We start from the raw sequence: 206 nt of genomic DNA on the forward strand, positions 1-206 counted from the left end.
CTGATATCTCGACTGCTCAGATTGTGAAAAGCGGCATGGCAATTGGCGGACAGATTATTGGAACGACTTTTAATACATTGTTCTTTGGCTTTTTTGGCGGCTTTTTAACGCTTTTTATCTGGTTTGCTGGATTGCATTACTCATTTGGAACGATTATGAATAATAAGATTTTTGTTGCCGAGATGATAATGGTATTAACTTCTTTT

General features: G+C 36.4%; 1 protein-coding gene. It reads left to right on the forward strand.

Going from position 1 to position 206, the window contains the following annotated elements:
* The coding region (locus LI126_RS15655) for a YibE/F family protein (protein WP_227165804.1) at positions 1-206 on the forward strand (206 nt) is incomplete at both ends.

The organism is Mediterraneibacter sp. 210702-DFI.5.30 (assembly GCF_020560115.1).
Classification (GTDB): Bacteria; Bacillota; Clostridia; order Lachnospirales; family Lachnospiraceae; genus Mediterraneibacter; species Mediterraneibacter faecis.